This window comes from Ascidiaceihabitans sp. (assembly GCF_039986515.1).
Lineage (GTDB): Bacteria > Pseudomonadota > Alphaproteobacteria > Rhodobacterales > Rhodobacteraceae > Ascidiaceihabitans.
Window position 1 is genome coordinate 1 of the sequence record NZ_JBDWQO010000022.1, and the last position, 25,950, is coordinate 25,950.

General features: G+C 54.2%; 20 protein-coding genes and 4 pseudogenes. 10 read left to right on the top strand and 14 right to left on the bottom strand.

From position 1 onward, the window contains the following. Window positions 1–201, top strand: a pseudogene (locus ABJL60_RS20290) (IS110 family transposase); the annotation flags it as partial. Window positions 202–588: 387 nt separating this feature from the next. On the opposite strand, the pseudogene ABJL60_RS20295 reads toward ABJL60_RS20290, so the two are convergent. Beyond that, window positions 589–744: pseudogene (locus ABJL60_RS20295) on the bottom strand (transposase); the annotation flags it as partial. 62 nt (window positions 745–806) lie between these two features. After that, window positions 807–1,703: a catalase gene (locus tag ABJL60_RS20300; RefSeq protein WP_348432427.1), complete on the bottom strand. Its 897-nt coding sequence runs from the start codon at window positions 1,701–1,703 to the stop codon at window positions 807–809. A 119-nt stretch (window positions 1,704–1,822) separates the two neighbouring features. Here ABJL60_RS20300 and ABJL60_RS20305 point away from each other — a divergent pair, with 119 nt between their 5' ends. Next, on the top strand, window positions 1,823–2,299 hold the full coding sequence (locus tag ABJL60_RS20305) for a MarR family transcriptional regulator (RefSeq protein ID WP_348286203.1): 477 nt from the start codon (window positions 1,823–1,825) through the stop codon (window positions 2,297–2,299). Here ABJL60_RS20305 and ABJL60_RS20310 read toward each other — a convergent pair. Continuing rightward, complete coding sequence (locus ABJL60_RS20310) at window positions 2,282–2,755, bottom strand: Lrp/AsnC family transcriptional regulator (protein WP_348286205.1); 474 nt, start codon at window positions 2,753–2,755, stop codon at window positions 2,282–2,284. The two genes, ABJL60_RS20305 and ABJL60_RS20310, sit on opposite strands and share 18 nt — an antisense overlap. A 105-nt stretch (window positions 2,756–2,860) precedes the next feature. Between ABJL60_RS20310 and ABJL60_RS20315 the strand changes: the two genes are divergently transcribed. After that, window positions 2,861–4,048, top strand: a complete 1,188-nt coding sequence (locus ABJL60_RS20315) for a diaminopropionate ammonia-lyase (protein WP_348432428.1) — start codon at window positions 2,861–2,863, stop codon at window positions 4,046–4,048. Window positions 4,049–4,063: 15 nt separating this feature from the next. Here the strand turns inward: ABJL60_RS20315 and ABJL60_RS20320 are convergent, their stop codons facing one another. Continuing rightward, entirely contained in the window at window positions 4,064–4,519 is a 456-nt protein-coding gene (locus tag ABJL60_RS20320; RefSeq protein ID WP_348286209.1) for an Lrp/AsnC family transcriptional regulator, read from the bottom strand. A 152-nt stretch (window positions 4,520–4,671) separates the two neighbouring features. Here ABJL60_RS20320 and ABJL60_RS20325 point away from each other — a divergent pair, with 152 nt between their 5' ends. After that, window positions 4,672–6,120 (top strand): aminotransferase class V-fold PLP-dependent enzyme, encoded by a 1,449-nt coding sequence (locus ABJL60_RS20325; protein WP_348432429.1) that lies wholly within the window; start codon window positions 4,672–4,674, stop codon window positions 6,118–6,120. Between the two features lie 74 nt (window positions 6,121–6,194). Next, a complete protein-coding gene (locus ABJL60_RS20330) occupies window positions 6,195–7,187 on the top strand; it encodes a LysR family transcriptional regulator (RefSeq protein ID WP_348432430.1) in 993 nt (330 codons plus the stop codon). Here ABJL60_RS20330 and ABJL60_RS20335 read toward each other — a convergent pair. The 7 genes and pseudogenes from ABJL60_RS20335 to ABJL60_RS20365 form a co-directional block, all read right to left on the bottom strand. After that, a complete protein-coding gene (locus tag ABJL60_RS20335) occupies window positions 7,184–7,978 on the bottom strand; it encodes a type 1 glutamine amidotransferase (protein ID WP_348432432.1) in 795 nt (264 codons plus the stop codon). The genes ABJL60_RS20330 and ABJL60_RS20335 overlap by 4 nt on opposite strands. Before the next feature lie 17 nt (window positions 7,979–7,995). Beyond that, window positions 7,996–10,071: an ABC transporter ATP-binding protein gene (locus tag ABJL60_RS20340; RefSeq protein WP_348432433.1), complete on the bottom strand. Its 2,076-nt coding sequence runs from the start codon at window positions 10,069–10,071 to the stop codon at window positions 7,996–7,998. Window positions 10,072–10,076: 5 nt separating this feature from the next. Beyond that, window positions 10,077–11,282 carry an ABC transporter permease gene (locus ABJL60_RS20345; protein ID WP_348286219.1) on the bottom strand — a complete coding sequence of 402 codons (1,206 nt, stop codon included), beginning with the start codon at window positions 11,280–11,282 and terminating at the stop codon, window positions 10,077–10,079. Between the two features lie 12 nt (window positions 11,283–11,294). Then, window positions 11,295–12,380 carry an ABC transporter permease gene (locus ABJL60_RS20350; RefSeq protein ID WP_348286221.1) on the bottom strand — a complete coding sequence of 362 codons (1,086 nt, stop codon included), beginning with the start codon at window positions 12,378–12,380 and terminating at the stop codon, window positions 11,295–11,297. 63 nt (window positions 12,381–12,443) lie between these two features. Continuing rightward, window positions 12,444–14,120 (bottom strand): ABC transporter substrate-binding protein, encoded by a 1,677-nt coding sequence (locus ABJL60_RS20355; RefSeq protein WP_348432434.1) that lies wholly within the window; start codon window positions 14,118–14,120, stop codon window positions 12,444–12,446. A 354-nt stretch (window positions 14,121–14,474) separates the two neighbouring features. Continuing rightward, window positions 14,475–15,569 (bottom strand): annotated as a pseudogene (locus ABJL60_RS20360) (catalase); the annotation flags it as partial. A 55-nt stretch (window positions 15,570–15,624) separates the two neighbouring features. Continuing rightward, window positions 15,625–15,777, bottom strand: a pseudogene (locus ABJL60_RS20365) (transcriptional regulator); the annotation flags it as partial. Between the two features lie 103 nt (window positions 15,778–15,880). On the opposite strand from ABJL60_RS20365, the gene ABJL60_RS20370 reads away from it, so the two are divergent. The 3 genes from ABJL60_RS20370 to ABJL60_RS20380 all read left to right on the top strand — a co-directional run bounded on the left by ABJL60_RS20370 (window position 15,881) and on the right by ABJL60_RS20380 (window position 19,311). Further along, entirely contained in the window at window positions 15,881–16,639 is a 759-nt protein-coding gene (locus ABJL60_RS20370; protein WP_348432436.1) for a nuclear transport factor 2 family protein, read from the top strand. A gap of 15 nt (window positions 16,640–16,654) precedes the next feature. After that, on the top strand, window positions 16,655–17,158 hold the full coding sequence (locus tag ABJL60_RS20375) for a DDE-type integrase/transposase/recombinase (RefSeq protein ID WP_348432437.1): 504 nt from the start codon (window positions 16,655–16,657) through the stop codon (window positions 17,156–17,158). Window positions 17,159–17,871: 713 nt separating this feature from the next. Next, on the top strand, window positions 17,872–19,311 hold the full coding sequence (locus ABJL60_RS20380; protein WP_348432439.1) for a DUF6880 family protein: 1,440 nt from the start codon (window positions 17,872–17,874) through the stop codon (window positions 19,309–19,311). A 168-nt stretch (window positions 19,312–19,479) separates the two neighbouring features. Here the strand turns inward: ABJL60_RS20380 and ABJL60_RS20385 are convergent, their stop codons facing one another. Beyond that, the gene (locus ABJL60_RS20385; protein ID WP_348432440.1) at window positions 19,480–20,484 is read right to left on the bottom strand and encodes a helix-turn-helix domain-containing protein; all 1,005 of its coding nucleotides are present in this window, start codon (window positions 20,482–20,484) and stop codon (window positions 19,480–19,482) included. A 138-nt stretch (window positions 20,485–20,622) separates the two neighbouring features. On the opposite strand from ABJL60_RS20385, the gene ABJL60_RS20390 reads away from it, so the two are divergent. Continuing rightward, window positions 20,623–21,639 carry a hypothetical protein gene (locus ABJL60_RS20390; RefSeq protein ID WP_348502189.1) on the top strand — a complete coding sequence of 339 codons (1,017 nt, stop codon included), beginning with the start codon at window positions 20,623–20,625 and terminating at the stop codon, window positions 21,637–21,639. A 413-nt stretch (window positions 21,640–22,052) separates the two neighbouring features. On the opposite strand, the gene ABJL60_RS20395 is transcribed toward ABJL60_RS20390, so the two are convergent. Next, on the bottom strand, window positions 22,053–23,048 hold the full coding sequence (locus ABJL60_RS20395) for a LacI family DNA-binding transcriptional regulator (protein WP_348291344.1): 996 nt from the start codon (window positions 23,046–23,048) through the stop codon (window positions 22,053–22,055). Between the two features lie 153 nt (window positions 23,049–23,201). Next, window positions 23,202–24,776 (bottom strand): bifunctional metallophosphatase/5'-nucleotidase, encoded by a 1,575-nt coding sequence (locus tag ABJL60_RS20400; RefSeq protein ID WP_348432442.1) that lies wholly within the window; start codon window positions 24,774–24,776, stop codon window positions 23,202–23,204. A gap of 135 nt (window positions 24,777–24,911) precedes the next feature. Between ABJL60_RS20400 and ABJL60_RS20405 the strand changes: the two genes are divergently transcribed. Further along, window positions 24,912–25,907 carry a BMP family ABC transporter substrate-binding protein gene (locus tag ABJL60_RS20405; RefSeq protein WP_348432443.1) on the top strand — a complete coding sequence of 332 codons (996 nt, stop codon included), beginning with the start codon at window positions 24,912–24,914 and terminating at the stop codon, window positions 25,905–25,907. The last annotated feature ends 43 nt before the right edge of the window (window positions 25,908–25,950 follow it).

A 25,950-nucleotide genomic window follows, 5' to 3' on the forward strand; every position in this document is an offset into this window, starting at 1 on the left:
CGCCGGTTACTCGTCACCGGCGCCATGTCGGTGATCAGTGCATCGGAGCGAAAAGGTCGTTGCGATGATCCTTGGCTTGCGAATATGCTGAAAAAGAAGCCACGCTTGGTTGCCGCTGTGGCACTTGCAAATAGGATGGCCCGTCAATTGTGGGCCATGATGGTAACAGAGAAGAATTACGAAATTCGAGCTGCTGTGTAAGGTCACGGCGCCGGATACCGGCAGGACTGAAGAGGCGAAGGACAGTTACGGAACACGGATCAAGAGATTGAACTGGAATACCCAGAATATGCGCGTGGCCATAGTGAGGCCGCATAAGTGATTGGGACCCGGATCGCGTATCTCCATAAAGGCCCGCCGCCATGTGTCGCGGCAACTACGAGGCCGGACACCTGACTGCCCTGATCAGTCGTTCCAAGACTTACCGACGCCAAATTCAGCCACGGGGCATCCACACCCGCTTATGTTGCTTTCGCATCTCCAATACATCGGGCCTATAATAATTCACGCGAAAAACACAGTGCCAACGATTCATTAAAATCTGCCCTAGGCGGGCATTGAAGACGAGGCAGATCTTGCCTCAGATGCCTTGGGCGCATCTAGCCAACGCCAGCCATTGCGATTGATGAAGATAATGCCACAGACGACACTCCGGTCGTCCACGCGAGGCTCGCCATGGGACTTTGGAAAGAATGGCTCAAGACGCGCCATCTGCGTGTCAGACAACCAGAAGAGATCAAATATGTTCACCACTGGGTTCTCCACCGTGACTCACGGCACCCTTCTGAAATCAATGGGTCCTGACCCTAGCTTGCCGCGCGGCGGTGATATGACTCCGAATAGGCCGGACTGCGCAGGGTAAAAACCGCGTCAGTCGGTGCAGAAACGCCTTCGGGCAAGACAGCTGGATCATAGACCATATCATCGCCGCTCACCGACACAGCCTCAATTGCGATTGTTCCGAGAAGGGTTTCCGAATGAGGGCTCGACCATGGCTCCGTCGGGTCCTGCGTGTTGTCCTGCGCATTGGCGTGGATCAGTTTCAAATCCCAGCAGGCCGCACCCATGCCAAGAGTTTGTTCAAGCTGATCCGCTAAAAAGCTGTCGGATCTGGCATCCATTTCTGCCTGGGTCAATCCGTGACGACCAGACACAGGCTCCAGCAAAAGTCGCGCAAACACCGCTGCCTTTGCGCCAAACCTATAGGCATGTCCCGAATGATACCTTTCGGTTGTGTAACACCGGCAGGGCGCGGTCTCGGCCAGATGCTTTTGATGTGGCAGAGTGTTTGGATTGTTGGCGTTGAAGGCTTTGACCCGCTCAGGATCGGGGCCACCGATGTCAGGATCAGGCTTGCGGGCCGCCAAAAAGGCACGGAACTGTTCGGCGGAATTGGCAAAGAACACGGGGGCAGAGATCATCGCCAATCGCCAGCTGCACTTATCTGTACCGATGCTAAGGCCCATCCCGCGCACGGTCGGGCTTTTGTCACTGATACCAGGCTTGCCGCCGCCGATGGAAAAGCGAGCAGTCAGGGGCTGCGGGTGTTGCAAGGCGGGAACGACAATCTCGCCAGTTTCAACAGCCGGGCTAAAAGAACCGCGTACATTGATCCCCTTTGCATGGGATGCGCGCACACCGCTGTGGCTGCCAAAGGTGTCGTTAAGGGCATCAATTAAAGTCGTGGCTTGGGACGTTGGCATAGTGTTTCCTAGTATTGCTTTAGATTGTGAGCGATTATATCGTGTACGATATATATCAAGCTTGACGAACGCCCGCTGTCAAGGCATTTATATCGTGGACGATATAAATGGACCCAGCCGTGACCAAACCGCTCGACAACATGCAGGTCAGCGACATGTTCTGCCTTGCTGCTTATGCTGCTACTCATGTGATCAACCAGCGCTACACCCCGATGCTGCGAAAGCTTGGACTGACCTATCCGCAGTACATTACGCTGTTGATTCTGCAGGAGCGAGGCCCAGCCAGTGTTGGTGACATCGGCGCTGCACTGTGCATGACGAGCAGTACCACAACGCCGCTCTTGAAACGTTTGGAAGCTCTGGGTTTTGTCACACGTCAGCGTGACCCGAACGACGAGCGCAAGGTTGTTGTCAGCCTGACCGCTGCAGGACAGCAAGCTATCGCGCAAGCCCCGGCGATAACGGACTGCATGGTGGCGCAGACGAAACTGTCCGGGTCGGATCTGACGCAAATGGTTGGCCTGCTGCGTAGTCTGACAAGCGCTTTGACGGATGCAGATGACACCCCGCAACTGGCATCAGATGTCGACCGATAAGCTGACTTTTGTGCGGTCCATCGTGACAAATGTTTTGAATTTTCGGATCGTGTCGTTGGAAAAGAAAAGCCGCTGAGTCAGCGCTTCGTATTTTGACATGTCGCGCACCACGATGATCAGGATAAAATCCGTCTCACCTGTAACATAATAGCATTGCTGCACTTCGGGGGCGTCCGCAAAACTTTGTTTCACCAAATCAATTGCGCCGCCGGTTTCGGCCTTGAGTTCAACCTCGACGATGATGGTCAGGGGGCGACCCAACCTGGCAGGATCGACAATCGCGGATTGATTAGTGATGATGCCCGCCGCAACAAGTCGTTTGATGCGTCTTTGAACAGACGGCGGGGACAGGTTCACTTGTTCCCCGATCAATCGATGGGGCAACGTGTTGTCCTTTTGCAAAATTCGAAGAATCGCCAGGTCAAACTCATCCAGTGCTTCTGTATCATTTTTCAACGTACCAGGCCCTCTATGCAAGATTTAATCATAATTGCCGCCATGTTAGAGCAGAAAACTAAACGCAATTGAACTATTCTTTCTTCAAACTGAAAAGGAGAAGATATGTTCACCCCATTCGAAAACGCCGCCTTGCGACATCATGCGGGTTCACCAACGTTCAGTGGTGCTGTGACAGAGCGGCTGAGCGTCCCGGGATTTGACGCAGCAGAGATTGAAATTTCCAGTTGGGAAGGGTATGATCCGACGCCTCTGATCCCACTTACCGGGTTGGCCCGACATCTTGATCTTGGGAATATCCATTACAAACACGAAGGCCCTCGGTTTGGGTTGGGCAGCTTTAAGGCGCTTGGGGGCGCTTATGCTGTTTTGAAGGTGCTGCAACGAGAGCTTAGAAAGGTCTGCGGTCATGCCGTTGACCCGGCAGACATTCGCGCTGGGACCTATGCTGCGCGGTCCAAGGACCTGACGGTGATTTCGGCCACGGATGGCAATCATGGTCGTTCGGTTGCTTGGGGGGCGGCACAGTTCCATACCAACTGCCGTATCTATATTCACGCCGAGGTCAGTGAATTTCGCGCCGAGGCCATGCGCCAATTGGGGGCCGAGGTGATCCGGGTCGACGGGGATTATGACGCCACGGTCGCCCGAACCCGCGTAGATGCGCAAGAAAACGGCTGGCTGATCGTGTCGGACACGTCATGGCCTGGTTACATACAGCCGCCACTGGACGTGATGGCTGGTTACGGTGTGATGGCCCGCGAAATCACGCAAACCCTTCATACACCGCCAACTCATGTGTTTTTGCAAGGCGGGGTCGGGGGGCTGGCCGCCGCGGTAACGGCCGTATTTTATCAGCACTGGGGCAAGGACGCTCCGCGTGTGGTGATCGTTGAACCTGAATTGGCCCCTTGTCTGTTTGCCAGCGCTCAGGCCAACGCAGCCACCAGCGTTACGATCGAGGAAGAAACTGTCATGGCGGGCCTGTCATGTGGCGAGCCATCCGAACTGGCGTGGGCTGTGCTGGCGGATGCGGCGCAAGATTACCTGACAATCCCAGAAAGCACTGTCGGACCGATGGTTCGGATGCTGGCCAATGGTGGTGCAGGTGATGCGCCCTTTGAGGCGGGCGAAAGCGGTGTTGCCGGATTGTGCGGTGCCGTAGCAGCGGCGGTACAGCCTGACTTGCGTGCAAAAATGGGTCTGAACGCGCAATCTCGCGTGCTTCTTATCGGGTCAGAGGGCATAACGGACCCGAACGTCTATGCGCAGATTATCGCAGGCGACATTTAATCCTATCGCGTCCTGTCACAAGGGCAGGGCGCGGTTGTTGGCAATTGCTTCCATCGTGATCAGCGAGGTGACAGATTCCAACCCGTCCTCTTTGATCAGACGCTGATAGACGCGATCAAAGTCGTTCATGTCTTCGGCGACGACTTTGAGCATGTAGTCGTATTCTCCTGCGATCCGAAAGAAATCGACCACCTGCGCAATGGCCAGCACCCGGCGGCGAAAATCGCCTAGCCAGGCATTGGAATGCTGTCGGGTCTTGAGCATCACAAACACAGTCAACCCAAGTCCCAGCCGCTCAGGGTCAAGGCGCACGCTTTCTCCAAGGATGATGCCTGCATCCTTCATCAACTTGATCCGCCGCCAGCACGCATTTTGCGACAGCCCAACCTGATCGGCCAGTTCGCGTTGGGACAAGGACGAGTCCTTTTGCAACACATTCAGTATCTTGTTGTCGATTTCATCGAGCCGCATGTTTGATGCCTTACGCTTTGACCCACGAAACTCAGTATACTCGACAGTTTGACCCAACTAAATGGTTCATAGCCTAGAGAATTGCGAAAATTCTCCAAGAGGCTTGGGTCATTCTGCGATCAACACCATTTCTGACCATAGGAGCCATCCCAATGTCCCTGACCGCGCTTGAAAATTTCGCTAGTTCTCTGACAACCGCTGACACGATTGGCGATTTGCGGCACGGGCTGATTGGCGATGGCATCGACATTCCGGGGCTGAATGGCACCAACAAACTGGTTTATGCGGATTATGTCGCCTCTGGCCGGGCGCTGTCGCAAATTGAGGAATTTGTGCTGCATAATGTACTGCCATATTATTCCAACAGCCATACGGAGGCCTCTTATTGCGGCGCCCATATCTCTGCTTTGCGAGCAGAGGCGCGGGGCGTTATCGCAAAGGCTTGCGGCGCGGGGTCTGAACATGCGGTGATTTTCTCCGGCTCTGGCGCGACATCAGGGCTGAACCGGATTGTGCATCTGTTCGGGGTGCGCCAAGCGGCAAAGCAAGGGCGTAACCCTTTGGTCCTGGTTGGTCCTTATGAACATCATTCCAACATCCTGCCCTGGCGCGAAAGCGGCGCGGAAGTGGTCGAAATTACAGAATGTGCCACGGGTGGCCCTGATATGGCGGCGCTGAAATCACAACTGATAGCTGCCAGCGGGCGCATGGTCATCGGTGCCTTTGGCGCGGCATCCAATGTGACCGGTATTCAAACCGATACCAAAGCCGTCACACGCCTCCTGAAACAATACGGTGCGCTGGCTGTGTGGGATTTTGCAGGGGCGGGGCCCTATGTCCCGATCAATCTGTTCGCGGATAAAGATTACGCGATGGATGCGGTTGTCATTTCGCCGCATAAGTTTCTGGGCGGACCGGGGGCCTCTGGCGTACTGATTGTGAAAACAACCGCTGTCATAACTGCCACGCCGACACTGACGGGCGGCGGGACAGTGAAATTTGTCTCCCCCTGGGGGCATGATTATTCAGATAGTGTCATCGCCCGCGAGGAAGCAGGCACACCCAATATTGTCGGCGATATTCGTGCGGCCTGTGCCTTCATTGTCAAAGCCGCGATTGGTGAGGAAGTCATGGCAGATCGACAGAGCCAGTTCTTTACCGCCGCCAAGGAACGGTGGGGCGCAAACCCGTTCATCGAAATTCTGGGTAACCCCACGGCGACGGATCGCCTTCCCATCTTCTCGATGAGGATCAAGGCGACAAAGGGTGAAGGATACGTTCATCAACAGTTGTTCACACGCATGCTGTCGGATGTTTACGGCATTCAGGCACGCGGCGGTTGCGCCTGCGCCGGACCCTATGCCCACCGTTTGATGGGCATCGATGCCGCACAATCTGCGCATATCCGCAGTGCCATCGCCAAAGGGGAAGAGATGGAAAAACCTGGCTGGACCCGGCTGAATTTCTCGGTTCTGCTGAGCGACGAAAAAGCCCGGTTTATCATTGATAGTGTGGACGAATTGGCGCGCACCTCAGAGCGCTATACGCAACGCTACCTTTGCGACCAAAGCACTGCCCGTTTCCAATTGGAAGCAGCATAGTCGGGACAAGGCATCGACAAGCGACGAGCGAGTTTGTAAGGCTGGTATAACGAAATTTAATACTGGTTATAAATTTGCCCTCATCTGTCGAATTCCGAGACCTGCCTGAAATCGCCCTGCTGCAAAGCTTTGGGGCGATTGCTGAAACGCGCAGCGTGACTAAGGCCGCGCTGCTATCTGGCCGTTCGCAACCGGTTGTGTCGCAGCACCTACAAAGACTGGAGAACAAGTTGGGCATGCGGTTGGTTGAACGTGCCAAACGCCCTTTGATGCTGACACCCGAAGGGGAAACGCTCGCCGATCAGTTGCCCGAAATCCTTGGCAAACTGGGCAGTGTTGTGGACGCGCTGCAATCGCAATTTGGCGCCCAGCTTCAGCGGATACGGATCGCAATGCCTGACAGCATGTCCTGCTCGATGGGCGCTGAATTCGTGTCTTTGGCGGGGGGATTGGCGGATTCAGTCGAACTATGCGCGGGCATCGTTCCATGGGAACAGGATGTGTTTCGTGCTTTGCAGATCGATTTTCTGGTCGACAGCCCACCTTATGACCCCAAAGAGTTTTATCACCCGCGCGAGATCTTTACCGACCCGTACGTTCTGATTTGCCCGGCAAAACATGCGGAGGAGTCTACAGAAGAGATCCTCTGCAATCTGCCGCAGGTGGCCCATGCGCAGACCACCAAATTCGGGCAACGCGCAGCGGGCATTGCCCGCGCGCTCGGCGTGAAGCAAAACCCGAAATTCAATTTTGATTCCAGCCAATCGGTAATTCGGTTCGTTCAGATAGGTTATGGTTGGGCGATCACCTCGGCGCTATGTCTGTATCAAAGTCAGACATCGTTCAAAGACATCCATGTGCGCAGCCTGAGCGATCAGGACATCCGCGTTTTGATGTTGATCAGCCGGGCGGATGTTTTGGAGGAATTGTCAAAAAACACCGTTGGCATCATGCGTGATGTTTATCGGCAGCTTGTTGACGGGCCATGGAGCGGATTGTCCGGGCAATGCGCCCAGATGATGCGCGCGGTGAATCCGACAATTTTTCTTGACAGTGATCCGCTTTAACCCACTTCGCGTTGTACATAAGCAAGCCAGTTGGTCAGTTCTCGCGTGCGGGTGGACAGGACAAAATCATCTACACTACACCCCAGTCGTGCAGCCGCCTGAGCATCATGTTCGACGCGTGCCAGATCCTCGAGTGGCGGGGCAGAACTGGAGAACATGCTTTTGCCTTCGCGAAAGGCCGCGGCGATGGTGCTGGGCGCCACTTCGGGGTGGTACTGGATGCCCCAGAAATCAATCGGGCCATTTGTATATGACATCGCCTGCACTTGTGTATGGTTGTTTGAGGCCAGCAAAACCGCGCCTTTTGGCATTTCGCTCACCTCGTCGCGGTGGCCACAGGCAACAGAGAACCCGCATTGGCGATGTTGCATCATGGGATGCCTTTTGCCGTCGTCCGTTAGGTGAATTTGTTTTGCAATGCCGGTTTCGAACCCGTTTGGGCTTGCCATAATCTTTCCGCCCAAAACAACGGTAGCGATCTGTAGTCCAAAACATACGCCGATGCTGGGTTTGGTGTGGTCAAAGACGATTTGGCAAGCCTGCCGGATCGGTTCGGCTTTTAGGTCGTCTGCGGCCCAAGGGTCACCTTGACCTGTCAATACAACACCGTCGACGCCATCCAGATCGCTGGGGCGCAGTGGATTGATATAAGGTTCGCGCGTCGTAACCCGAACGTCTGGATCAACTGACTGAAAGACGCGCGTAAAGTTCTGAGGCGCGGACCGATGATGAGAACGGCGCAGCTCAGCCACCGGAGGAGAACTGGATTCAACGATAAGGATATGGGTCATAGAGGGGCCTCGGTGATTTATTCTGCGGCGATTGAAAATACAGGCGCCATGTCATTCAGCGTATCCGCGTCAAGATGGCATTTGATCTGGTGCCCATCGGCAAGGATCTGAATTGGTGGCACTTCTCGTTCACAAAGCGCACCCTCAACCTTGGGCTTCCATTTGCAACGAGTCTGGAAGGGGCAGCCAGAAGGCGGGTTCATTGCAGAAGGGATATCGCCCTCGAGCACCACCTCACGCTTGTCAACGCGGGTATCCGCGATCGGGGCAGCGGCCAGAAGGGCCTCTGTGTAGGGGTGATAGGGGGGCTGGAACACCTGTTCCGTTGTGCCCATTTCAACCACATGGCCCAAATACATCACCAGAATGCGGTCCGACAAATAACGCACGATGGACAAATCGTGGCTGATGAACAGCAATGTTGTTTTGTTCTTGCGTTGGATATCCATCAACAACTCAGTGACTGCCGCTTGCACGGACACATCAAGCGCGGACACGGGTTCATCCGCTACCACCAGCTGCGCATTGCCGGCAAAGGCACGTGCGATTCCGACCCGCTGTTTCTGTCCGCCTGACAATTGGCGGGGGCTGCGGTCGGCAAAGGCGCGCGGCAGTTTCACCAGATCGAGCAATTCGAACATGCGGTTTTTGCGGGCGACTTCGCTGTCGCCAATGCCGAACACTTCCAGCGCGCGCATGATCTGACGGCCAACGGTCATCGAGGGGTTCAGCGTATCAAACGGGTTTTGAAACACCATCTGCACGCCGCCCACTGTTGCGGCATCACGGTCTTGGATCGGCACGTTAGCCAGTGCTTTGCCGTTGAGGGATACGTTGCCTTCGGTGGCTGTTTCCAATCCCATCAGGACTTTGGCGAGCGTGGATTTGCCACAGCCGGATTCCCCGACAATCGCCAAGGTTTCACCAGCATGGGCATCAAAGGACAGGGTTTCGTTGGCTTTGACCACTTTGGTAGAACGCCCTCCAAACAGGGCATTGGCGGCCACGTCATAGTATTTTCGCAGGCCTTCAACGCGCAGGGTGACCTTGTCTGACACTGCCACCGCAGGCGCGACCTTGGCTTCAATCGGTGCGTTCCAGTCGATATCGGCAAACCGGTTGCAGCGAGTCTGGTGGCGCGGGTTGTCCGGCAGCGTTGCCATCTCAATGGGGTTCGCGTCGCAGGTGCCTGCCTCAAAGTAATTGCAGCGTGGCCCAAAGTTACACCCGTTTGGCCGCTGGTGGGGTAGGGGGAAATTTCCGGGAATGGCGATCAGGGGCTGCGCGTTCTTATCCGCACCCGGCACCGGAATCGCGCGGAACAGGGCCTGCGTGTAGGGGTGGTGCATGTTTTCGAACACGTCCTTGATGGGGCCACGTTCCACCGCCTCACCGGAATACATCACGCAAATACGGTCGCAGGTTTCCATCACCAACCCAAGGTTATGGCTGATGAACAGCATGGAAGTGCCGTATTTTTGGCCAAGCTCTTTGACCAGTTTGATCACCGCGGCCTCAACCGTGACATCAAGCGCCGTCGTGGGTTCGTCCAAAATCAATAACGACGGCTTGGCCATTAGCGCCATGGCGATGACAATGCGTTGTTGCTGACCACCGGAAAGTTGGTGGGGATAGGCGTTCAGAACGCGTTCAGGGTCAGGCAGTTTGACATCCCGCACCACCTCTAGCGCGCGGGCACGGGCCTCGGCGACAGAGATTTGTTCGTGATATTGGGGGACTTCCATCAATTGTGCGCCGATGGTCATCGCAGGGTTCAGGCTGGCCATCGGTTCTTGGTAAATCATCGCGATGTCGCGACCGCGGACCTGCCGCAATTCATCGTCGTTCATATCGGCCATTTCACGGCCTTTGAACTTGATGCTGCCACCGATGATTTTGCCATTGCCGCCCAGATCACGCATGACACCAAGCGCCACAGTGGATTTGCCACACCCGCTTTCGCCGACAAGGCCCACGGCCTCGCCGGGGTTCACGGTGACAGAAAAATCCATCACGGCATCGATCTGGCGCAATCTGGTCAGAAAACTGATCGACAGCTTGTCAATTTCCAGAACTGGAGGGGTATTGGTCATCGAACCTAGTCCTTTTGAGAAGCTTCACGCAGGCTGTCGCCCAGCAAATTCAAACCCAGCACAAGCGTCATAAGGGCCAAAGCGGGATACAAAGCGGGGTGGGAATAAAGCGCCAGCAAGCGACGGGCTTCGTTGATGGTAGATCCCCAGTCCGCACTTTCCGGTGTCAGGCCTAGGCCAAAGAAGCCAAGCGCGCCCAGAAGGATGGCCGTGTAGCCAATGCGCAGGCAGAAATCGACAATCAGTGGGCCACGCGCATTGGGCAGGATTTCCCAAAGCATAATGTACCACGGACGTTCACCTCGGGTTTGGGCGGCGGCCACATAGTCACGGGTCTTGATGTCCAGCGTCAGGCCACGGACGATGCGAAACTTGGCAGGGGCGCCAACAATGGCAACGATGGCAAAGATGTTTTTCAACCCCGGCTCAATCAGCAACAGGCCGGTTGGATCATAGTCAAATGCCGTTCCCAGATAGCCCCAGATGCCAATAACCAAGGTCACCGCGATCAGGATATTGCGAAGTTTGGGCCGTACATAGAACCGCGACTGCCAAAGTGTACAAAAGAAGATAGTGGGGAAGATAAAGATCAGTGCTGCCAGAATGTTAGGCACCGAGGCGCGCCAGACATGGTCACCGCCAAAGCTGAATGCGGGTCCTCCGGACCGGATTTCCGGTGTCACAAGCAGATAGAACAACAAGATCACAGGAAAGGCGATGATCAGGTTTGATATAAAGGTCAGCGCGGTATCCATACGGCCCCCGAAGTATCCGGCAGGCAGCCCCAGCGTGATACCAACCATAAAGGCAAAGAGCGTCGCGATCGGTGAGATCGTCAACACGATCCGCGACCCTTCGACCACGCGCGAAAACACATCGCGGGCCAGATTGTCGCCGCCCAGCAGGGCGTGCGGATAGATCCCTTCGGCAGGGGCGCGCAGCGCAGATCCTGGGAGCGCATTCTTGAGACCACCCCAAGTCGCATAGGGATCATGGGTCATGATCACATCGGCAAAGATCGCCGTGAAGACCCAAAAGCTGACAAGGGAGAAGCCAATCACCCCGATACGACTTTCAAAGATCTGGCCGTAAAGACCAGTATTGCGACGGGTCGAAAAGGACGGGATCATGACAATCGCCATAGCCACCCAGACCGGCCAGAAACGTATCGTAATTTTCAACAGGTGGTCGAGACCAGCAAGATTTTCCATGAGTGCAGCCCTTTATGATACCCGAATACGGGGGTTCAGGTAGACATAGCCAATGTCAGAGATCAGTTGCGTCAGCAGCACGACAACCACAGCCACGATAGAGATGCCCATCAACAGCTCGATGTCGTTGTTGCCTGCGGCCTGAACCAGTGACCAGCCAAAGCCTTTGTAGTTAAAGATCGTCTCGACGATCACAACGCCCGTCAGCAGCCACGGAAATTGCAGCATGATAATGGTGAAGGGGGTGATCATCGCATTCCGCAACGCATGTTTCAGGACGATGGCGCGAAATGGCACACCTTTCAGGCGGGCGGTGCGGATGTATTGCTGGGTCATCACTTCGGCCATCGAGGCCCGTGTCATGCGCGCAATGTAGCCCATGCCGTACAGTGTCAGTGCCGTCACCGGTAAGGTGAAGTTCGAAAAGGTGATGTCCCTTAGCGCGGTCGCAGCAGAGGCTTTGAATAGGGTAGGCCCTTCGATCAGGCCCCATTCCACAAAATGCGGCGAAATGCCGGAGTTCTTGGAAGCAAAAACCGCAATGAGGATAATCGCAGACACATATTCAGGGGTGGAGGTTGTGATGATCGCAAAGGCGGACAAAACGCGGTCCATCAAAGATCCTTCGCGCATGCCTGACAGGATGCCGATCAACAGGGCCAGTGGCACCATCACACACATAACGGCCAACATCAGATAGCCGGTTTTGCCCAACCGGTTGGCAATGGCGTCGGTGACTTCGATCTTGAAAACGCTGGAAAACCCAAGTTCGCCTTGCAGAATGCCACAGAATTCCGGGGCAATTTCAGCGGGACGTTCGGGGCGCGCGCAACGGGTGTAGGTTACACCATCGGGATCGGTCAACTTGGGCGACGGCACAATGCCCAGCCATTGGCCATAACGGGTTACAACGTTCTGATCGTAACCATGTTCTGCCAACCAGCGCGTTACTTCAGCGTCGCTCATCCGGGCGTTTGCTTCGGATTTGGCGAGCTTTTCAAGGTTTGGCGTCAGGTTTGTCAGGAAAAAGACGATGAACGTCAGACAAACGGTCGTCAGCAGCATCACCCCGAGGCGACGCAGTATAAAATGAGCCATGGTGCTACCTGTCGAAAGAGAATGGTACCGGCCCGAAGGCCGGTACCTTTTGGCGTAACGCGGTTAAGCGTTCGCCCAGCCCCATTTATAGAGCTGCGGGAGGAACGAAATATGGGGTTCCGCACCGATTACATCCGGTTTGGATGTACGGAACAAGGACCGCCAGTAGGGTTGAATGATGACAGCATCGTCAACCATGATCTGTTCCAGCTTGACCATAACTTCGCGGCGTTGATCCGCATCTGCAAGGGCCACTGCTTTTTCCAAAAGGGCATCAAATTCAGCGTTCGAATACCCTGCTTCGTTCCATTTGGCGGTGCTTTGGTAGCAGATGCCATAAAGCTGAACACCCAAGGGACGGTGGTTCCAGTCTGTGATGCTGAACGGATATTTTGTCCAGTCATTCCAGAATGTTGATCCGGGCATCACGGTACGTTTGACGTTGATGCCTGCGTCGCGCAGCTGAATGGCAACCGCATCGGCAGTGTCCTTGCGGAAACCCCCATCAATCGAGATCAGCTCATGTTCAAAGTCGGCCATGCCTGCTTCGGCCATCAGCGCCTTGGCGCCCGCGGGATCATGCACTGGCTTGCCGATGTCGGCATATTCCGGATGTGCAGGGGCAACATGGTGGTTTTCAGCCGCGCTCCCTTTGTTGTTAAACCCAAGCTCAAGCGTCAGTTCGTTGCTGACAGCCATCTGCAAAGCCTTGCGTACCCGGACGTCCGCATAAGGTTTTGTACCGCCAACTTCGGCTTTCTGGTTTGGACGAATGACAACTGTCGAACCGGTGTCGATGGATTGAACCTGCCAGCCCAAGGCTTCCATCAGTTCCAGATGTTCGCTGGGCGGGTTGTATGTGACGTCGACTTCTTCGGCTTCGACCGCGCCAAGAACGGCAGAGGTGTCGGTGCCATAGTCAAGGAATTCAAACCGATCGACCCAAGCGCCGGTGCCTTCGCCCCACCATGTGTGGTCTGTGTTGCGTTCAACAGCTGCACGCACGCCAACCTCAAATTCGACGGGCTTGTAGGGGCCTGTGCCAACCGGATTGGTCAACATGGTTTCCGGCGTGTAGCTTTCTGGCACAACCAGCGCAGGATAATCTGCAAGGCTTGGGATGATGGTGATGTCAGAAGACACGCAGGTCAGCTGCACGGTGTGGTCATCAATTACCTTGATAGCGCCATCTGCGGCTTTGTTTGTGGCGCTGTCGACAAGTGTCTTCAGACGAGACGCCATTGAGTTGCCTTCGACCTCTGCGTCACACCAGCGTTCAAGATTGCGCGCGACGTCCTGGGCGGTAAAGGTTGTACCATCGTTCCATGTCACGCCCTTGCGGATGTTCAATGTATAGACGGTAGCATCGTCATTGACGGACCAGTCTTCCAGCAGGCGCGGTTTGAACGTGCCGTCGTTATTATACTCAACCAGATATTCCAGCCAGTTGGAGGCGACCATCGCCATGGCAGCAAAGTCGAGAGTTCGTGTGTCTTTGAACGCATGTACGCCAACTTCCAGACGCATGGTGCCGCCGCGCGTCGGGGTCGCCGCATTCGCAGGTGTGGCCATGCCCAGCATGGCATAGGCAGTTGTGGCCGTCGCCCCAAAGGCGCTGGCCATGGCAAGAAATTCGCGGCGATCCACTTCTGTGCCCGATTTGGCAGCTTCTGCGGTTTCGTTCAGCGCATTGGGCAATGCGTGCCCCTTGCGATTGGTGAATTTTGAGATCAGTTTCATGTGGTCCTCCCGGTTTCGAGGCAAAACGTCTCGGGGCCACCGGAAACCCGGCAACAGCATGGGTGCGATGTCAGGAACCTGTTTTGGTTCCATTGTGGCTCAGAGATTTTGCTGGCCTTACGGTGGCGGCGAACAGGGCCTCAAGCAAGATTTTTAGAGTGATAAGAATTAGCAATAGTTTGAATGCGTAAAATTTATGAGTAACGCAAGATTCGACCCTACATAGAATCGCAGTTCTTTTGTTCACCCCTCGGCAAAAGAGCCAGTTCTATCATGGAGTTGCCTATGTGCGCGCAGATGTCAAAATCCTGTCGCCCGCGCTAGTTTAGACCAGCGCGGACGCGTTCAATCGCATTACTCAGCCGCGATCGTTTCAAGTTCAATGCCAAGCGCATTCGGCACGCCCGCACCATAAGCCGGGTCTGCCTTTGAGCAATTGCGAATATGGCGGTGCTGAATTTCCAGCCGCGCAGGCCCAATCGCGCGGGCGGTGTTTTCGAACAGAGCCTGCTTCTGCGCTGCCGACATCAGACGAAACAGATTGCCCGGCTGGGAAAAGTAATCGTCATCTTCGCGGTGATTCCACTGATCTGCTGCCCCCTCAACGCTCAGCGGTGGTTCCGTGAAATCCGGTTGTTCCTGCCATTCACCAAACATATTGGGTTCATAGCCGATGCGCGAACCTGCGTTACTGTCGACCCGCATGGCGCCATCACGATGATAGGAATGGTAGGGACAGCGCGGCGCGTTCACAGGGATCTGCGCGTGGTTCACTCCAAGGCGATAGCGCTGCGTGTCGCCATAGGAAAACAAATTACCCTGCAACATCTTGTCAGGTGAAAACCCGATGCTGGGCACGACAGTGGAAGGAGCAAAGGCGGACTGCTCTACCTCATCAGCATGGTAATTGTCGGGGGTGCGGTTCAGCTCTAGCTCTCCGACTTCGATCAGCGGATAATCGGCATGGGGCCAAACTTTGGTCAGTTCGAACGGGTTCAGATGATAGGATCCTGCGTCCCTTTCTGGCATGATCTGCACGGAAAGGGTCCACTTGGGGAAATCCCCCGATTCGATACTGTCGAACAGATCACGCTGATGGCTTTCGCGATCCCCGGCTACGATCTGCGCTGCTTCTTCGTTGGTCAGGTTCTTGATGCCCTGCTGCGTCTTGAAGTGGAACTTGACCCAGAACCGTTCATTCTGGGCATTGATGAAGCTGAACGTATGGCTGCCAAAACCATCCATGTGCCGATAACTGGCAGGTAGGCCACGATCCGACATTACGATGGTCACCTGATGCAAAGCCTCGGGTAGGTTAGTCCAGAAATCCCAGTTGTTGTCCGCACTGCGCATATTGGTGCGCGGGTCGCGTTTGACGGCGTGATTGAGGTCGGGGAATTTCATCGGGTCGCGCAGAAAGAAAACAGGCGTGTTGTTGCCAACCAAATCCGTCACGCTCTCGTTTGCGCAAAGTCTGCGTTAACATCCGTTGAGAAATGTCTGGAATGGCCCGGTTGATCGCCGAGAACCTGTATTCGCCCCCACGCAACAATAAGATGACCAACAGGCTCCATTTATCACAAATTTGCCCAAGAACTGTTCGGATTGGGCACATGTTGTGACCCAACTCTTCGTCCGTTTGTTCACTTAGTTTCATTTATTTTCCAGCTACTAAACGTGCGTGCTTCCATGCTGCAATTTTACTTCCTTAAAGTAACTCACTCTCATTAAGAGGGCGCCAATTACATATGGAGATCAAAATGAACCACGCCCTCAAAACTCTTTTTTCTGCTACGGGCATCAGTCTCATGGCCGCCGCACCTGTTGTCGCCGACACCCGCACCATCGCTGTCGAGAATATCCATAACGGCATCATCGCCGGAGACAGATCTCTCATCGAAACGCACGTCGCCGAAAATATCATTCCCCATAACCCAAGCGCCGGACCAGGCCGGGACGGCGTACTGGCCTACGTAGATTTTCTCACTACATTGGACGCCCCAGTTCCATCAAACGTTGTCCGCGTTCTTGCTGAAGGCGACCTTGTCGTGATCCAGCGCAAGGTCGACTTCGTTGGCCCGAAAGTATCCTTTGACTTGCTGCGTTTTGAAGACGGTCAACTGGTTGAATATTGGGATGCGATGCAGCTTTGGGTCGATGACACAGCATCTGGCAGATCAATGACAGATGGTCCGACTGACATCACCGATCTTGCCGAAACGGAGGCCAACAAGGCGTTGGTTACGAATTTCGTGACCGATGTGTTGATGCAGGGCAAATTGGAGACATTGGAAACCTATCTTGCGCCGGAATACATGCAGCATACTCCGTTCGTGCCAGACACGCTGGACGGGCTGAAAGGTTTCATCAGCTACATCGGCGAACAAAACATCGAATTCTACTATTCGGAAATCCACAATGTCGTCGCCGAGGGCGATTTTGTCTTTGTCCAATCCGAGGCATCTATGATGGTAATCCAACTGCATTTTATGATTTGTGGCGTGTTGATAACGGTGTGATCGTCGAACATTGGGATGTCGTGCAAGAAGTGCCCAGTGAATTTGCGCACGAAAACGGCATGTTCTAAGCCTCCGCCAGACAATGGTGTCGCTCTCTTCTTAGAGCGCGCCATTGATGCGGACGGTCAACTAGTGGACTTTAAGCTGACTGCGCGGAGAGATGCAAAGGCTGCCAAAGCCTTTCTCAACAAAGCGATAGAACGTGTCTGGCTCCACAGGCCAGTCTCTATATGTACGGACAAAACACCGACATATCGCAAAGTCAAACGAGATATAAATCAACGTTATGATCCGCATATCGACAAAAAGTATCGAAACAACCGAGTTGAAAGTGATCACGCTGCCCTCAAAAGGTTGCTAGGTTATCGGCAAAGCTTCAGGTCATTGAGGTGCGCGAAGGCGTCACTGCAAGGAATGGAAACCATCAGAACGATTAAAAACGGACACATTCAGAACAGACAACCGGGAGTACAAGGAGAGGTCGCCTTTGTTCGCCGGCTATTTGATTTGGCTGTATGAAAACAATCTGTTATGGTGAAAATCTGAGCTTAGAACGTCAATGGAACAGTCCCATCTTGAAACAATGGATCATAAAGAAGACAACTTCGTCACTTCATTTCTTGAAGCTGTGTTGATTGAAAATTTACTATACTATTTACCATAATATAGATTATAGGATAAAAACAAAACGGGAACGCTTAGGCTTCCACTCACCCAAGTCACCTATTGCTGTCGATCCAACGCGACAGTGCTTGGCGGTCTTGGTGCGTTTCCCATGGCAACACCTGGCCAGTTCTTTGGGAGATTTGACGCGCGAAACTCAACTGTTTCCCGGTCACAGGCATCTGATGATAGTCGTTCGACTGAATATTTTGAGAACTCTTGTCGGTTTCTACTGATGACGACTGCAGCATCACGTCCTCCATCTTTGTTCGACTCGGTATATAGAAACTAATGGGAGCGGGATCAGCATGTATGGGTATTGCCAATAAGCGATACAACATATTGATAAGCCGAGATCCAATTCGCTAGGCTGGGATGCCCATGTTAGGATCTAGAACGACAAGAGAGCATGTTTCTTGGGCCCCACGATCCGTTAGCGGCCCATTTTCGTCATCTCCCTTGCAGGTGTGCTGCACTCCATTTTACCAAAGCAACCTTACATTTTCTATCTGTGCCGCGGCCAATACCACACTCTTTCCTTCACTTCGCACTGATGCGAAACTGGCGGCATGTCTAAGAAAACACTGAATCACGCGAACCTTAGCGCCCTCGGGTCAGATCGTCTCGCGGACCTGTTAATGGAGGTCAGCACCGGCAGTGCGGATATCAAGCGTCGGCTGCGTCTTGAGCTGAGCCACGATCTTGGCCCCGCAGAATTGGGCCGCGATGTGCGCAAACGGCTTGTAGCCTTGCGTCGATCGACAAGCTTTGTTGGGTGGCGCAAACGCAAAGCACTCATCAAGGATTTGCAGACCCAAGTCGATATGATCATTGGCAAAATCGGGCCTACAGATCCTACCCTAGCCTTTGACCTGCTATGGCAGTTTTTGGAACTTGCACCGTCTATCTATGAACGCACGGACGACAGTCGCGGCGATATCGGCGATGTGTTTCGGGGGGCAATCCTTGCCTTTGACGACATCGCCGAGCGCGCACTGCTTGATCCGACAATTCTTGCCAGTCGAGTCTGGGATGCCGTTTCTGACAACGGCTATGGCGAATTCGACGGGATCATCGGGCTGGTCGCACCTGCGCTCGGCGAGGCGGGATTTATTCACCTCAAATCATTGGTCGCGGCATATGCTGATGCGCCGCTTGACGACGTGGATGACGAACATGAGGCAATCCACTTTCTACGCGAACTGCGCAGCAGCAATGGCAATTACCTCGCCGAACAAAAGGCGGCGCTGATCAAGATGGTCTTGCAAGATATCGCCATAGCCGAAGATGATACAGGCGCTTATATCGCGCAGTATTCCCAAGACGATCTGACCCGTCCGGGCATCGCGGCCGAAGTTGCGCAACTGCTGCTGGCCGAAGGTAAATCGCAAGAGGCGCTGGCGTTGCTAGAAGCTGCCGATCTGGAGGGTTGGGCATTTCGGCAAGAAAAATGGGACGATGTATTGATCGTTTGCCTAATAGCACTTGACCGAGTGAACGATGCACAAGCCCATCGCTGGAAGCGGTTTTGCGAGACTTTGAACGCCAACTATCTGCGTGCCTACTTGAAAGCCCTGCCCGACTTTGAGGATATCGAGGCCGAGGATCGTGCAAGGACCCACGCGCTGCAATTCCCGGATGCGATGACGGCTTTGCGCTTCCTGTTGGAATGGCCTGACCATGTTAGCGCCGCGGCACTGATACAAGAACGCATCGATGAACTCGACGGCAACCACTACGAGATCCTCACGCCTGCGGCAGAAGCTTTGCGCGATCGCCACCCATTGGCGTCCGTTCTCATATGGCGAGCCATGATCAATTACGCGTTAGGTCAAGGCCGTGCAACGCGCTACGGCCACGCTGCAGATCATCTGAAGGATTGCGGATTGGCAGATGCCCAGATTGAAGATTACGGGCTTTTCCCAACGCATCAGAGCTATCTCCGAGCGTTAGAGTCCCGCCATGACCGAAAAACGTCCTTCTGGAGCAAGATGTCGCCTGCCCGATAGGATCTGCAATTCCGGTCATTCTCTGCGCAGTACACGAACTCATAGAGAGCGGACGAAATGTGCTTTCGCTGCGCTTGCACATATGACTGCTTTCAGAAAAATAGATAGATCGACACGTTCATTATCGTCTGTGATCAAAGCGTCTCAGTGTGAGCATCAGTGTCAGTCTTACATGTTGTCTGCTGCCTTTTGCTGGGCGAGCCATTCGCTTGGGTTTTTGCCCGTTATCCGCAGAAATTCTCGGTTGAAGTTCGATTTGGTATTAAAGCCTGAAGAAAGCATCGCATTGGTGATGTTGTCACCTGACACAAGCTTTGCTTGGGCTGCCTTTATCCGCGCTGCGTTGATGTAGCGTGAGACATTACCCCCGGTTGTTCTGTTGATTGCAGCAGATAATTGTTTGGCAGGAACAAGCAGTCGGCGCGATAACAAAGACAAAGTAAGCTCTGGATTCAGATAGAGGTTTTGCTGTGCCATGAGCGCATCAAGCTTTGCGATGATCTCTGCATCTTGATCCGAAACAAGCGGTTGGGCATCATCATCCCCCGCGTCGGTATTTTCGGTCTCAAGCGCTGTTGAAAGGCTCAACCCTCCGACGATCAACAACATGACGCTGGAGTAGATACTGATGATCCATGGTTGTAAGTAACCTGCCCCAAAAAGCTGTGCGCCTACAATCAACACATCTGTAAGCGCCGCCGCTATTAATGCCCCACCAATGATCTGCCAGATATAACCAGGCAAATCGCCCGCCTCCAGCCGCATCCGTGGCATTGCGTCAGGTCCTTGCAGACTTACCCACAAAATTGCCCCCCCGTATCCAACAGACAAGGCGGGGATCAATACATCAAGAAAATCAGGGGCAACGCCAAGGCTGACAGCAGCGCATAAAGGGCCAAGCAAATTAAGGTAATCGACAGGCAAGCGATGGCGTACTGCTGATGTTTGAAATGCAACCCAGGCCATTGGTGCAATAAATGTGGCTGTCACGGGTTGAAGTAACGAAAATCCGCAAACACCATAGTGCTGCGCAAGTGAGATGATCACACCTTGAAGCGCGCATACCCCTAGCAAAATGCCCAGTGGTCCATGCTTGCGGTCAATGAACCAAATACGGATCAACAACGCCCCGAGAAATAGCGAGCTTATCAAAGGTATAGGAAGGCTTGGCATTATTCGATCCGTCGCTTTTATATTTTTTGTGTTTACGACCTAAGACGGGATCTTGGCGACCTTAAACCGGTTTTAGGACGCACGAAACAACGAGTTTGGGCCAAATAGCGTCATCGCAACTTAATAGGAGCATGACCCATGAAATTGGCCCTCACAATCACCGCAGCCCTTTGCACAGTCGCAACAACAATCTCAGCCGAACCTGCGGGGTACGCCCCGTTTAGCGTCGAAGCCCCCCACCATCAAAGAGGCATGATTGGCGCAATCTGGTATCCATCCATGGGCGATGGACGCGCCTTTGATTTCGCGGACAGCGCAGTCTTTCACGGTGTCACAGTTGTCGAAGAGGCCACTTTGCAGGATGGGCAACACCCCGTTGTGCTTCTTAGCCATGGGATGGGTGGCAACATCCGGTCGTTGACTTGGCTTGCAACGCAATTGGCTGAACAAGGCGCAATCGTGGTTTCCGTTAATCACCCGAACTCGACCTGGGGCGATTTTGATATGCGTCTTGGTTTGCAACATTGGACACGGGTGCAAGATCTAAGCCTTGCACTGGACACACTCTTAGATGATCCAAAATTTGCGACGCATGTTGATCCGAACAGGATTATGGCGGCTGGTTTTTCGTACGGTGGCTGGACCGCTCTTTCTATGGGTGGCGTGCGCGGTGACCATGCAGGATATGTGGATCACTGCGAGACATATGAGGCTCAGTCCAGTCACTGCGCAGGCCTCGCACAAATCGGCGTCTCCGTTGAGGACATAAGCGAAACAGCATGGAACGCGTCTTTTGCCGACCCGCGCGTCACGCACGTCACTGCGATTGATCCCGGTTTGATTTGGGGGCTGGATGGTGCTGCAACAACAGATGTCATAGACAACGTTCGTCTGATTGGCTTGGGCCAAGGTGAGGATCGGTTATTTGCGGTCGATTTCGTACAAAGCGGATTTGATACATTACTGCCAACAGCGCAAATCGATACGATCGCACCAGCGATGCACTTCACAGCGCTTCCGCTGTGCAAGCCGATGGCCGAAGCGATCCTTCAAGAAGAACAAGATGATCCGGTTTGTACTGATCCGGCAGGCACCGATCGGGCGGCAGTACATGATACGATCACCCGCCACATCCTAAGTGACTTGGGATTATAACGAACCGCTTGTTATTGTGTCTGTTTCCCAAACGCTTGGGGAGCAGACATTAAAACGCACCGCAGCATCAGTAAGTTCGGGCTCAAACCGGACTTGCGGCAGTGCGGCAACCAAAAATCAACGGTTCGGCGCAGTTAAGGTCGGCTATGCGGACTTTCCAGCCTTTTGCTCGCGCGGCTATTGCTGGCGCAGCATTTGTCACCAAAACTGCCGTTTAAACGGCTCAACCATGCTGGATCTCAATCTGACCAGTCATCGCAGGGTGCAAGAACACATATGTCGCGGACTGTCTTGTCGAGACGGTTGCCCAAAGAAAGCGCAAGCACATGTGGTTTGAACAGCGCCCTAAGCAAAGGTTCGGACATAACAACGCCTCGCGCCGGCAGGTGGCTTTGTTTTGGTGTCTGATTTATTTATGTCGCGGTCGATCCGCGTTTTAAAAGGCGCGGTTGAACCAGTTGGTCACTTGTTTCGGTATTTTCGCCTTTGATATTTGAAATGATCGCCTCTGCAGCGGCGCGGCCAAATCGACTGGCGCTCTGGGATACGGTCGTTAAGGTCGGCGACGTGTATTTCGACATTTCAATATTGTCATAGCCTATAACGGCTATTTCTTCGGGGACCTGTCGCCCAAGTTGGGAGATCGCGGCCATGGAGCCGATGGCAAGCGCGTCACACAGAGCCATGACCCCATCAACCTTGGCCAGCTTGGTGCCAGCATCCATTGTTGCCTTGAAACCAGCCGAGAACGTCAATGGGCTGTGAACAATTCGGACGTCGTCTACATCGAACCCATTCATGGACCATTCCTGTTGGAACCCTGAAAGTCGATCCATCATCCTGGAATGGCGTTCGGGCCCTGCCAGCACAAGAATGCGGCGTCGACCCAATTCGGCAAAGTGTCTGGCAGCGATTTGGCCCCCGAGGAAGGAGTTATCCTTGAAGGACGGGATGTCTTCGTATTCGCCTGAATCAAGGGCAATTGTGGGAGTCTGGTTTTCGTTACGCAGCAGTTTGGCGAGCCCGCCTGATATGCTTTCGAGAAGAATGGCATAGCCGTCGGCGCCGCGGGCTTGGAGGAACTTCATCTGCTCGACTTGCCGTTCTTCCTGCCCGTCACAAATGGAAATCGTCAGAAGAAATCCCTCGTTGAAACAGACCTCTTCGAACGCTTGCACGACCTCGGAAAAGAACGGATTTGTGGATCGCTCGACCAACATTGCAATCGTTTGGAACGACCCCGCCTTGAGAGCCCGTGCCGCTGAATTTGCCTTGTACCCCAAGGTCGCAATCGCGGCTTGCACCTGTTCTTTGGTCTTGGGGCTGACATAGCGCGTGCCGTTGACAACGTGAGATACGGTAGAGATCGAAACGTTGGCGAGCTGTGCAACTTCTTTTATCTTTGCCATGCGGTGTCTCGTCTTGGAAAGGGGTGCGCGTGCATGCGTTGTGACACGTTCTGAGCAAGATGAACACTATCGCAAGAGAGCGCAAATTTTGGCCTGCTCTCAAACAATGTAACCCCGCATCCCGATCAGGATGCGGGCTTACAACCGATTTGTTTATTCTGCGTCGATCACTGTGATGCGGCCATCGGTGTAGGGCGTGTAGGGCCCATTCTCGACGAGGTAGTCGGCGACGACACGCTCAAGACCCGGACCGAAATCATAGGCGTTGGTGGCGTCTTCGAACATCGCATACCCATCACCGCCGTTGCGCATGTAATTGTTGGTGGCCAACAGGTAGGTCGCTGCTTCGTCAACTGGCGAACCTGCGATGGTCACATCCGACACACGCGCAAAAGGGGCATTGTTCAGATCAACAGTAAAGGTGATGCCCGCGACCTGCGGAAAACGCCCTGCACCATCTTCCATTTCGCTGACGCCATTTTCCAATGCGGCCAAAATGTCGGCACCTGTGGCTTCGAACGTTGCCAGCGTGTTTTGGAACGGCAAAACCGTAATGATCTCGCCCATGGTCACTTCACCGCTGTCAATCGTGGCGCGAATGCCGCCGCCGTTCTGGATCACCCCAACGACGCCTTGGTCCGCCGTGCGATCCAGCATGGCATCGGCCACAAGATTGCCCATGGCGCATTCCATCGCGCGGCAGACCTCGCGCGATCCTTCGATGACGGCGGTGCTTTGCGACACAACCTGCACCATCAGATCATCAATAGGGCCGGCCAGTTCGGTGACGCGCGTTGCAATGGCTTCGTCTTCGGCCACAGAGGCATCCAGCAAGATCGTGTCGCCGGTCGCTGATGTCACATTGCCCGCGTCATCAAAAACCAACGTCAGGTGCCCGACGTATTTGGAATAGGCATAGGCCTGCACGACCGGTACATTGCCGACCATCGTCGGATAGGACATCGCGTCTTCGTCTGTGTTGGACATCAAGGTGTGGGAATGTCCGCCAACAACGGCGTCGATCCCATCCACGGCTTCGGCAATCGCCATGTCCATGTTCACGCCGACGTGGTTCAACGCGATGATCATATTCACACCATCATCCGTCAACGCATCGACATCAGCCTGAAGGCTTTCGATCTCATTGGTAAAAATAACCGAGTCAGACGGTGATGACGTTTCGGGTGTATCCGCCGCAAGTGCCGAAATGATCCCAATGCGCTGACCGCCAACCTCAAGCACCACGTGATTGTCCACGATTCCCGCCAAAAGATTTGATTGGCTGACGTCGATGTTGCCAGAGATCACAGGAAAATCCACACCGTTGGCAAGTTTGGCCAAACCTTCATCGCCATCATCAAATTCGTGGTTGCCCACAGCCATGGCATCGAATCCGATCGTGTTCATGAATTCGATTTCGGCATCGCCCTTGTATGTCGCGTACATCAGCGACCCTTGGTACTGATCGCCCGCATCCAAAACGATCACATTTTCGCCTGCCAGGTCTGCCCGCAACTGGTTGATGACAGTTGCCACGCGGGCCACGCCGCCAAAGCACTTGCCCTCGGTGTTGTCTTCAACGCTGCATGTGCCGTCAAACCGGCTGATTGGCTGAATCCGGCTGTGAAGGTCGTTGATATGAATGACGTGCAACGTGGTGTCGGCAGCGGCTGTTGTGGCCAGAAACCCCGATGCCAGGACCGTGGATAGCTTCAATTTAGATGACATTTCTAACTCCGTTGTTGGTGAGCCTGAGGCGCTCTGCGGCATCACAGGTATTCAAAGTGGTTGGACGTTAACGGAAAAAAACGTTTGCGCAAACGTTTTTCTGGCGCTATCCAATTCGCTGGGGGGAATCAAAACATGAAACATTCACTTTTCACATCGACACTCATCGCATCCGCTATGGGCTTTGCAGGGATGAGCATTGCGGAACCCGCAGTTGTCTTTGACCTTGGTGGTAAATTCGACAAATCGTTCAACGAGGCCGCCTATACAGGGGCAGAACGCTGGGCGTCCGAGACGGGCGGAACTTATGCCAACTTTGAGATCAGTTCAGACGCGCAGCGCGAACAAGCGATCCGCCGGTTTGCTGAAACTGGCAAAAGCCCGATTGTTGTCGCCGGCTTTGCATGGGCCGCGGCCTTGGATACTGTGGCGCCTGTCTACCCGGATACCGATTTTGTCATCATCGACATGGTGGTGGACCAGCCCAACGTCCGCTCTGTCGTGTTCAACGAACATGAGGGGTCCTATCTTGTCGGCTTGATGGCTGGCATGGCGTCTGAAACAGATGTTGTCGGCTTTATCGGCGGCATGGATATTCCGCTGATCCGCAAATTTGGCTGTGGTTACGCCGAAGGGGTTCTGGCGGCCAATGTGGACGCCACTGTCATCACGAACATGGTCGGCACAACGCCGTCGGCGTGGAACGACCCGATCAAAGGATCCGAGCTGACGTTGGCGCAAATCAGTCAAAATGCCGATGTGGTTTTCGCAGCGGCGGGCGGCACCGGCGTGGGTGTTCTGCAAACCGCCACGGATCAGGATATCTTGTCAATTGGCGTTGATTCCAATCAGAACTATCTCCACCCCGGGCAGGTGCTGACCTCCATGGTCAAGCGGGTCGACAATGCTGTGTTCAGCGCGCTCAAAGGGGATGGCCTGATCGCAGAAGGCATCAATGTCATGGGCGTTGCCAATGGTGGTGTCGGTTACACGTTGGACGAATTCAACGACGCAATTGTGTCAGACGACATGCGCACAGCGCTGGTCGAGGCCGAGGCCGCAATCACGTCAGGTGCGTTGGTCGTGCACGACTACATGTCAAACGAAAGCTGCCCCTTCGTGCAGTTCTAACGTCGGTGTTCTCCCTGTCGGTCGGGCTGTTCGCGGTTCGGCC